The sequence below is a fragment of the candidate division TA06 bacterium genome (assembly GCA_016208585.1).
Taxonomy (GTDB): Bacteria; Edwardsbacteria; AC1; order AC1; family EtOH8; genus UBA5202.
Genome location: JACQXR010000064.1, coordinates 1 through 9,966 on the forward strand (window position 1 = coordinate 1; position 9,966 = coordinate 9,966).

8 protein-coding genes are annotated in these 9,966 nt (G+C 48.8%); all 8 read right to left on the bottom strand.

What is annotated here, in order from left to right; all coding sequences use genetic code 11:
- Positions 1 to 150: 150 nt before the first annotated feature.
- The 8 genes from HY768_05295 to HY768_05330 all read right to left on the bottom strand — a co-directional run bounded on the left by HY768_05295 (position 151) and on the right by HY768_05330 (position 9,925).
- Complete coding sequence (locus HY768_05295; protein MBI4726624.1) at positions 151 to 2,394, bottom strand: Ig-like domain-containing protein; 2,244 nt, start codon at positions 2,392 to 2,394, stop codon at positions 151 to 153.
- Between the two features lie 345 nt (positions 2,395 to 2,739).
- Complete coding sequence (gene purL / locus HY768_05300; protein ID MBI4726625.1) at positions 2,740 to 4,971, bottom strand: phosphoribosylformylglycinamidine synthase subunit PurL; 2,232 nt, start codon at positions 4,969 to 4,971, stop codon at positions 2,740 to 2,742.
- Positions 4,972 to 5,167: 196 nt separating this feature from the next.
- Positions 5,168 to 5,908, bottom strand: a complete 741-nt coding sequence (locus tag HY768_05305) for an HD domain-containing protein (protein MBI4726626.1) — start codon at positions 5,906 to 5,908, stop codon at positions 5,168 to 5,170.
- The gene (gene purQ / locus HY768_05310; protein ID MBI4726627.1) at positions 5,905 to 6,603 is read right to left on the bottom strand and encodes a phosphoribosylformylglycinamidine synthase subunit PurQ; all 699 of its coding nucleotides are present in this window, start codon (positions 6,601 to 6,603) and stop codon (positions 5,905 to 5,907) included. The genes HY768_05305 and purQ overlap by 4 nt, the downstream gene beginning before the upstream one ends.
- On the bottom strand, positions 6,600 to 6,848 hold the full coding sequence (gene purS, locus HY768_05315; protein ID MBI4726628.1) for a phosphoribosylformylglycinamidine synthase subunit PurS: 249 nt from the start codon (positions 6,846 to 6,848) through the stop codon (positions 6,600 to 6,602). The genes purQ and purS overlap by 4 nt, the downstream gene beginning before the upstream one ends.
- Positions 6,849 to 7,097: 249 nt before the next feature.
- Positions 7,098 to 7,754, bottom strand: coding sequence for a CDP-diacylglycerol--serine O-phosphatidyltransferase (gene pssA, locus HY768_05320; GenBank protein MBI4726629.1), 657 nt, complete (start codon positions 7,752 to 7,754; stop codon positions 7,098 to 7,100).
- Between the two features lie 325 nt (positions 7,755 to 8,079).
- Positions 8,080 to 8,232: a hypothetical protein gene (locus HY768_05325; GenBank protein MBI4726630.1), complete on the bottom strand. Its 153-nt coding sequence runs from the start codon at positions 8,230 to 8,232 to the stop codon at positions 8,080 to 8,082.
- 1 nt (position 8,233) lies between these two features.
- Positions 8,234 to 9,925 carry a tetratricopeptide repeat protein gene (locus tag HY768_05330; GenBank protein ID MBI4726631.1) on the bottom strand — a complete coding sequence of 564 codons (1,692 nt, stop codon included), beginning with the start codon at positions 9,923 to 9,925 and terminating at the stop codon, positions 8,234 to 8,236.
- Positions 9,926 to 9,966: the final 41 nt, after the last annotated feature.

Genomic DNA, 9,966 nt, shown 5'->3' on the forward strand with positions numbered 1-9,966 from the left:
TCGTGGTTGAATATCCCGCAGACTCCGCACATATTGTGACTTGTAAAGTAAAAAATAGTTACTGGGCCGTTTATTTATGAGAATTATATCATAAATATGCATCTTGTCAAATAAAAACGACCCCATCAAATTCAAACACCCTTTAAAAATTCAGCGGATAAACACCAACTTCCTGCAGGAGCTGCTTTGGCCGACGCTTAAGCGGTAATAATAGATTCCCGCAGCTACCAGATGGCCCTGGCTGTCCCGGCCATCCCAGGAAGCGTCGTAAAACCCTGCTTCCTGGGTTTTATCAACCAGGATTTTCACTTCCTGCCCTATTATGTTGTAGACCTTAAGGCTTACTTGCCCGGGATTTAATATTTGATATTTTATGGTCGTTAAATGCTTGAAGGGATTGGGATAATTTTGAGCCATTCTAAAGAAAGCCGGGACTCCCCTTTTTGTGAAATAATATATATCGCCGTTTACTGTGAAATACGACGATTTAACCTCTATCCAGATATTGCCGTTCACCACTTCGCCGCGGCCAGGAGAGACCGTACCGCCGGAACCGCTTTCAGTCAGATAAATATAATTATTGCTGTCCGGATCATCAGACAGTCTGTCCAATGCCAATTGAGTGGGATGCCCGTAATTGTTGGTTCCCACCGAGATCACCGAAACCACGGGATCCAATGTGGACACCCAGTAAGGATTGCTGCTGTACTGCGATCCGTGATGGTTGACATGCAGCGCCGAAACCCCGCCCAGATCCGGAGCTAATATTGACTCCATATCCTTATACCTTCCGGAATTATACCCGCCAAGATCTCCGGAGATTATCATTTTGAAAGCTCCATATTGTATAAAAAGGCCGACCCCGAAATCATTCTCATCCGATGGCGTGATGTTATCGCCATAGGTTTGGCCATTGACCGCCACGCATTCAACGGCAACGCCATAACCGAGGTCTATGATCTGATTCAGAGTTATGGTTTTTCTTTTAGCGCCTAAAATGGCGGCGTAATCGGTAAAGGAGGCGGAGGAATAAGCCCCTCCCCGGTCATATCCGTTGACTAAAACGGAATCAATGCCGCCCAGGCTGTCTATCACCTCATCCATCCCCCCGATGTGATCTTCCTGATAATGACTGGCCACGGTATAATCCAAATGACGGGTAGTTAGCGAGTCCCTTAGGAAGGGCCAGACCTTATCGTAACCTTTTCCCGTTTTGCCGGCATCAAACAGTAAAATTTTCCCCGAGGGCGATTTAATAACCGCAGCATTACCCTGCCCGACGTCCAGGCAAATGATCTTCAAGGGAATGGCGGCCGGATCGGGTTGGGTGATAAACCGGAACGGATTTGATTTTGGGCCGGAGACCAAATCGTTGCCTAAAAGGTCCTGGGCGGCGGTCACCTGGAACTTATAGGCGGTAACATAGCTGAAATCGTTATGGGTCAGGGTAACGATATCGCCGGTTCTGTTCCAGACTGTATTCCAGCCGCTGGCGCCGGTGGAACAAGTGTAAGCGAAGCTGGTTTGGTTGATGGGTTTATTGAAACCTATCCTGACCGGGGCGTTTAACGGAACATTGGATGCCTTATTGGCCGGAGAAGTATATACCATGCAGGGAATATCGGGCAGGATGTCGATATTGACGGTATCTCCGGCTGAGATAACCCAGGCCGGGGCGCTTTTCACATAGAAATTCACCGGGTTGTCGGACAGATCCCTGACCTTTAAAGAATCAATGTTGCCAACGGGAACAGTAAGCATGAAATATCCGGGATCTCCGGAGTCATAACCTTCAATCACATAATTATTTTCGCTAAGGTAGGAGCCGACTATGGTATCCGCCCGGTAGGCCAGAACCACATAGTTGGAAAGCGGCGAGGCGTAGGACGGATCGCCGTAAATATGCCCCTCCAACCACCCGCCCTGGGCGGCCATGTCCATTACCATCGCAATCTGGCGGGGGGAATCACGGTTAATTCCGCTATTGGTACTATCGTTAACCAGACGCTGAACCCTGGCCATTAGATACTGGGATTGCGGAGTGGTATCGCATTTTGAGATGAACCATACCTTGGTGGTCTCCCCCGAATCGGCCGTAGTGATATGTTTGGAGTCATAATAGGCGGAATTATCTTTCCCCCAGGTATTTTGACAGGCCGTCTTCCAGGCCAGGCTGTCCTGCCAGTGAAAATGATTGTTCCCGGCCAATGCGCTGGAGTTTCCGATCCGACATCTCCCGACAAATCTCTCACCGGTGGTATCGGGAATAATTCCCACCAATATCACAAAAGGATTGCCGCTGGCGGCGGCAGCTTGCCCGGAAATATAGCCGGGATATTTAAGGATAACGGGGTAATCAGCAGCAACAGACTGCCGGGCGAATAACGCAGTCAAACATGCTATTATAAGAAATAGCCTTTTCATATTCCTTTCAATAAAACCAAAATATCTCAACTGGAGGTGTGTAGTTTTATTGCACAGTTAGAAGTTAATTCCAGAATGAAGCTGTATTGATATTGTAACATATTGGTATATTAAGCTAAATGATTATCCCCTTCGTTCAGGATGGAATAAAACGTAAGATAAATAGGACGCAACTACACGCAGATTCAGGATTTTCTTGAATTTATCAATAAAATCTGATAATCAGCGTCCCAATATGTTCTTTTCCTTTTTCCTGAATAGATGGGATAATCATCAAGTGCCATTTACGATTTTCAGGCCGCTAAAATTGAGAAACTACTTCATCTTCCCCGGTATCGCCTCTTCCCAGGCCTTCCTCAACTCAGCTACCGGCAGGTCAATCAACCCCTTGATCACAAATCTATCGCCTCTCACCTTCCCCAATTTCAGAACTTCAACGTCAAGCCGCTTGGCCTCGGCTTCCAGCTTCTCAACATCCGCAGCTTGACAAGATACCACGGCCCTCGACTGATTCTCAGCAAACAACTTGAAATCGCTTCTCGCCGGCAGTTGATCCATATCCGCACGAACCCCCATCATCAAACCACTGTTCCCGCTTATGCAGCATTCAGCCAGGGCCACCGCCAGGCCGCCCTCGGAGCAGTCATGCGCCGAGCGCACCAGCTTAGAGCTTATAGCTGACAGCAAAAAGCTTTGGAGAGCTTTCTCCTTCTCCAGATCCAACTCCGGACATTTTCCGGTTACCTGATTGTGAACAGTTTTAAGATATTCCGACCCCCCGATATCCGGATTGGAACTTAAGTGACCAACCAGATAGACAACATCGTTTACCTGCTTGAACCACTGGGTGGTGATGTTGGCCAGGTCCTCTATCAAACCCACCATGCCGATCAGCGGCGTGGGATAGACGCTGTGGGTCAGGCTTTCATTATAAAAACTGACATTGCCGGAGATCACGGGGATCTGCAGCGCCTGGCAGGCCCGGCAGATGCCTTCCACCGAACGTTTGAACTGGTAGAACACTTCCGGCTTGTAGGGATTGCCGAAATTAAGGCAGTCGGTCAGGCCCAGCGGCTTTGCCCCGGAACAGGCCAGATTGCGGGCGGCCTCGGCCACCGCGATGGCGGCCCCGGTGAAGGGTTCCAGGTAGACATAGCGCCCGTTGCAGTCGGTGGTCAGGGCGATGGCCTTCTTGGTGCCCCGGATCCGCAAGACCGCCGCGTCAGAACCCGGCAGCACCGCGGTGTTGGTGCGGACCTGGTGGTCATACTGCCTGTAAACCCAGCGCTTGCTGGCAATGGTGGGCGCCGCCAGCAACTGCATGAGAGTTTTATTTAGATCCTTCGGCTGAGCGACCGTTTTCTGGTCAAACTTATGCAGTCCGGCCAAAAATTCCGGCTCCCGGCTTTCCCGGTGATAGACCGGGGCATCGTCCACCAGAGCGTTGACCGGGATGTCGGCAAAGACCTCGTCCTGCCATTTTATCCGAACCTTGCCGTCAGCCGTGACCTTGCCGATCACCGCGCAATGCAGTTCCCATTTGTCGTAAATGGCCTTGATCTTTTCCGCGTTCTCCGGCGGGGCTACCACCACCATCCGCTCCTGGGATTCCGAAAGCATGATCTCGTAAGGGGTCATCCCGGCCTCGCGCAGGGGTATCTGGGAGACGTCCAACTCGATGCCGGTCTTGGCCCGGGAGGCCATTTCTATGGACGAGCTGGTCAGCCCGGCCGCCCCCATGTCCTGAACGCCCACCGCCAGGCCGGAGTCTATCAGTTCTAAAGTTGCTTCCAACAGGAGTTTTTTGGTGAAGGGGTCTCCAATCTGGACCGAGGGCCGCTTGGCGGCCGACTCCTCGCTCAGTTCCTCCGAGGCGAAGGTGGCCCCGTGGATGCCGTCGCGGCCGGTGGTGGCCCCCACCGCCAAAATGATGTTGCCGATTCCCTTGGCGATGCCCTTCATGATCTTCTTGTTCTCCACCAGCCCCAAGGCCAGCACGTTGACCAGGGGGTTGGTGGTGTAGGATTCGTCGAAAAAAACAGAACCGCCGATGGTGGGCACGCCCACGCAGTTGCCGTAGTCGGCGATGCCGGAGACCACACCCCCGAACAGGTGGCGGACATGGGCGTCATCTAAAGAGCCGAAGTACAGCGGGTCCATCAGGGCGATGGGTCTGGCCCCCATGGTGAAGATGTCGCGCAATATTCCGCCGATGCCGGTGGCCGCGCCCTGGTAAGGCTCGATGGCCGAGGGGTGGTTGTGGCTCTCCACCTTCATGGCCACGCCCAGGCCGTCCCCGATGTCCACGATGCCGGCGTTCTCGCCCGGCCCCTGCAACACCTGGGAGGCCCGGGTGGGAAAGAGTTTAAGCAGGGCCTTGGAGTTTTTATAGGAGCAATGTTCGGACCACAGCACCGAAAATATCCCCAGTTCGGTGTAGGTCGGGGTCCGGCCCATGATCTTTAAGATGCCGTCGTATTCCTGGGCGTTAAGGCCGAAGCTTGCGGCCAGCTTTAGATTGACCTGGGGTTCCTGCGTCTTGCTCATGTGGTTTATCTGTTTCCTTGCGGTTTGGATTACAAATTATGGCCCGATCATCCCGGGAACCTCTTATCCGCAGATTAACGCAGATGATCGCCAACATCACCATTACAAATTATTGTTACAGAATTAACATCAAAATTAACATCAAAATAATCTGCGATAATCTGTGAAATCTGCGGATAGTAAAGCCCGGCATGTTTCAATAGTAATTATAAAAAACCGGCAGGTAATCGGCGAACTGGTCCTGGCCCGATGACACCGACCCCTTGCTTCTCTTGGGTCTAAGCTTAGGCTTTTTATCCTTGATACGATTGACGAAACAATCCACCACCTGGGGATCAAACTGTTTGCCGGCATAATGCAACAACTCGCTTTCAGCCTCTTTTTGGGAAAGACCCTTATGATAGGGCCGGTCGGCGGTCATGGCGTCGTAGGCGTCGGCCACGGCAATGATTCTGGCCAAAAGGGAAATATCCGGGCCCTTTTTATGGGCCGGGTAACCGCTGCCGTCGTATTTTTCGTGATGGTCCCGGATGATCGCCGCCGCCCGCTCCAGTTTGGCAAAGCCTGAAAGGATATGGAATCCCCTTTCGGCGTGGTGGTGTATTTCGTTGATTTCATCGTCAGAAAGCTCCTCTTCCTTTTCCAGAGTATGCTCGTCCACTCCCAGCTTGCCGAAATCGTGCAGCAGGGCCGCCACTTCCAGGGTCAAGAGCTCCTCGCGGGAAAGGCCCATTTTCAGCCCGATGGACAGGGAATAAAAGGTGACCCGCATCATATGCCCGTCATAATAGGGCACCAGCTGGTCCACCTCCCTGGCTAATTTGCGGATGCTGGGCAAAAGACCGGCTTTGGATCCGGCCAGTATCTTGTCCAGCCTGACTAAAAGCGAGGCGATGGCCGCCACATCGGTTTTTTTATGAACCGGCTTCCTTTTCATCCCATCTTTTGCCAATGGGCTTTTATCGATTCAAATATCAGCCGGCCCTGGTCCGAGCCTAAAAGCTTTTCCATGGCCCTTTCGGGGTGGGGCATCATTCCCAGCACGTTGCCTTTTTTATTGACGATGCCGGCGATATTATTGACCGATCCGTTGGGGTTGTCGGAATCTGCGGTCTGGCCGTTTTGATCGCAGTAACGGAACACCACCTGGTTGTTGTCCTCCAGTTCCCTCGAGGATTTCTGGTCAATATAATAATTGCCTTCTTTATGGGCAATGGGGATCTGTATCACCTGTTTTTTGTCTAATTTATTGGTGAAGGCCAGGTCGTTGCGTTCCACCGAGAGGTTGACGGTTTGACAGACGAATTGCAGCCCCCGGTTGACCATCATGGCCCCCGGCAGCAGCCCGGATTCCAGCAGGATCTGAAAGCCGTTGCAGATGCCGATCACCAGCCCGCCCCGCTCGGCAAAGTCTTTGACCTTCTGCATCACCGGGGAAAAGCGGGCGATGGCTCCGGTCCGCAGGTAATCGCCGTAGGAAAAGCCCCCGGGCAGGATGATGCAGTCGCAATCGCCTAGATCAGTCTCCCGGTGCCAGATAAAGGCCGGTTTCAGGCCCAGTCCCTCTTCCACCGCCTTATAGCAGTCGTAATCGCAATTGGAGCCGGGAAAGGTGATGATGCCGAACTTCATTTGCTCTCCCCGATGGTGAATTGGTATTGTTCAATCACCGGGTTGGTCAGCACCTTCTGGCACAGCTCTTCCACTAATTCCCCGGCTTTCTGCCGGTCGGCCAGGTCAAGCTTCAACTGGATCAGCTTGCCCATCCGGACCTCCTTCAGCCCATTATAACCTATATTCTCCAGGGAGCGGTTGAGGGTGGTTCCCTGGGGATCAAGCACCCCCTCCTTCAGGGTAACGCGGATCTCTGCCGTCAGCAATTTCTGTCCTCCGAATTTATATTTTATTTTAAACATTTTGCCACAAAGCGATGCACTGAGTTTATCGAAGTGGCACCAAGACCCATAGCGCACCTCCGTTTTTGGTTTAGTGTTTATAGAAGTATACTACATAACGCATACTTCCGGAGGTGCCTTTTAATGATTATCAAATGTTATCTTAAAGTGAAAATTGGTTATAAAAATTCGTAAATCGTGTGCCTTTTAATGGGTGTGGGCTTTAGTGTCTTAGTGGCTCGGAATAGTTCCTTTTCCTCTTTTGCTGGCGATCTTGACCACCAGCCTCCGGACCAGGCCGAATATTATATACAGGAACAGCACTGGAAATATCACTAACTGGGGCCTGATCACCAGGCCGATCATGGCCAGCACCAGCAGGCTGTAGATGAAATAGGAGCGCAGGCTCTTGGCCGCCAGTTTGGGAAAAGGCGGATATTCCACCGGGCTTACCATCAACAGGGCCAGCAAGACCAGAAAGAACGGAACTAACCGGGGAAAAAGCAAACTTCCCTGCAGGTAATTAGAGAATATCAGGAAACCGGCGATGGCGGCGGCGGCGGCCGGGGTGGGCAGGCCGATGAACCCGCCTTTCTCCAATAGATTTTTCTGCTCCACATTGAAGCGGGCCAGGCGGATGGCCCCGGAGACCACGAAAGCGAAGCCGGCCAGTATTCCGCCCAGGTTAAGTTCCATCAGGCACAGCGGGTAGATCAGCATCACCGGGGCCAGCACAAAGGAGACCATGTCGGAGAGCGAGTCCAGCTCCACCCCGAACCGGCTGGACTGGCGGGTCAGGCGGGCCACCATCCCGTCGGTGGAATCGAAGAAGGCCGCCAGGATGATCAGCCAAGCCCCCCGGTAGCTGTTGCCCTTAAAGGCTTCCATGACGGCCAGCATCCCGCAGAACAGGTTGCCGCTGGTGAAGACGCTGGGAAGGAAAAGACGGGGTTTTGATTTTGTGTGGAGGCATGGTGGTTTGAATTAAAGTTATTAAGGAGAGCAGTTACTATTGGTCATGGTTCGGCAAGCTCACCACGGGTAAGGCCATGAATGGCCTTGGCCACCTGCATGGGCATCCTTAACCCAGCCCTTATTTATCCGCCGAAGCTTTAGCGTAGGAGGAAGGGCTGGGTTAAGAGTAAACACTATGACCCAGTTTTAGGCCGTTCACGGCCTTTGCTTATATTTTGTATGTGCTTTCGTGCAAATGCTATTTTAACAATACTAATTTCCTGACATTGCTTATACCTGCCGCATTCAGCCGGTAGAAATACAAACCGCCTGCCACCCGTTTACCGGTTTCATCTCTTCCGTCCCAAGTTGTGTTGTGTTCACCGGCGGCCCGGTATCCATCATCCAACATTTTAACCTGTTGCTCCCCATTTTTTTCTTTTTTCTTCTATTTCTTTTATTGATGCAGTAAAATAATTAAAATTGTTGTTATTTTCTGCTTCTTCAGCCAATTTTAAGCCATGAACATATGTTCTTCTTGCTTTCTCATAAAATTCAATGGCATTTGCGCTCTTATTTTTTTTAGCATCATCCCCTAAACATTCATACAAATGGCCTATGCATTTAATTCCCCCAAATCTGTTCCGTAAATTGCCTCTTTCTGTTCTTGTCAATAATTTTTTAATAAACATTTTTGCTAGTTCATACTGGTTATTTAAAATATAACATCCCGCGAATAATCTAAGCAATGTTGGGTCCTCTTTTGTTCTTATTCTTTTGTTGAGTTTATCTGCTTCTGTTGCTGCAGCTATTGCTTTATCAAGCCATTCTTTTTTCTTTTCATGCTCATCAGAATTATAAAAGGGAATAGCACGCTCATAATATAATTGCACCATTGAAGTTAAATAAATTATCTGCGCTTTAATATCGCCCACATTTTTAGCCATTTTAATTGCTTTTTGATAAAGTTCAGACACTTTATCATAATCTTTTTTTCCACAAAGGCAATTAGCTGTCTCATGAGTAATTTTATGTTCTAGCACAGATGAATCAGAAGAATAAGATTCTGCTTCTTTCAGAAAAATTAAAGCGCCATCATAATTTCCTTTAAGCCTATGTGTTGCACCCAAAAGATAAAAAATTTCCACCTTAAGTTCTTTAATCTCATTGCCAGACATTTTATCAATTATTCCCAATGCCTTTTTTAATTCCTCTAAGGTCTTATCATAGTTTACCTGTCTTATGTAAACATCTGCGATTTTTATCATAGTTCTGGCGCTATCCTCTTTTTTATTCAGTTTTTCAAATATATCTAATGCCCTGGTATAATGTTCTAGCGTAGCTGGAAAATCAGAAAGATTTCTATTTACTTGGCCTTGCCCAAGTAAAGAATATGCTTCAAAAACCCTGTCTTCAATATTTTCATTTGTTGCTACTCGAAACAGCTTTTTATAAGTCGCTGTTGCTTTTTCATAGCTGCCAATAAAATTCAGCACCTCTGCTTTATTGTTAAGACATCGCATCAATAAGGTAGTTAAATCAACGGCTCTGTTTTCTTCGGTTCTCTCCTTTTTAGCTCTCCCTGAGATACCAGCAAAAAGTGGCGTCTTCTCAGCAAATTCTTCAAAGATTTCGGCAAAGATTTCTCCATATTTTTTCTTTTTTTCTTCTGAAGAAGAAAACGACCAAAAGAAGTCTGACCAATTTTTGATATAGGTTTTATCAATATTGGCAGTAGAGACAAGAATCATTTTTACATCTTCAATATCCTTTTGTTCAAGGGAAACTATTTTCATCACAATTACATCTTCTGCGGAGGCAAAATATACGGGTTGGTTATTCAGGATGAATTTTCTTCTTCTTTGAATAAGTTGTTGGTCAAAGGGAATAGGAGAAGAAAACATAATGTCAATACTTGCATTGGTTTCTGAATCAATTAGGAGAAGATTTCTAAATTGATTTGCTTTAACAAAGGAAAGGATTTTTTCCTTTATAGGAGTCTTATTTTCTGCAGAAAAGTATGTGGAAAATTCTGAGACGTCTTTTGGTTCTGGCTGATTGATAGTAGTAATGGATTCGGGGAATTTTAAGGATAATTCGGGCATAATGTCAAGGATTTTGTGGAGTTGTTCTGGAAAGATACCGA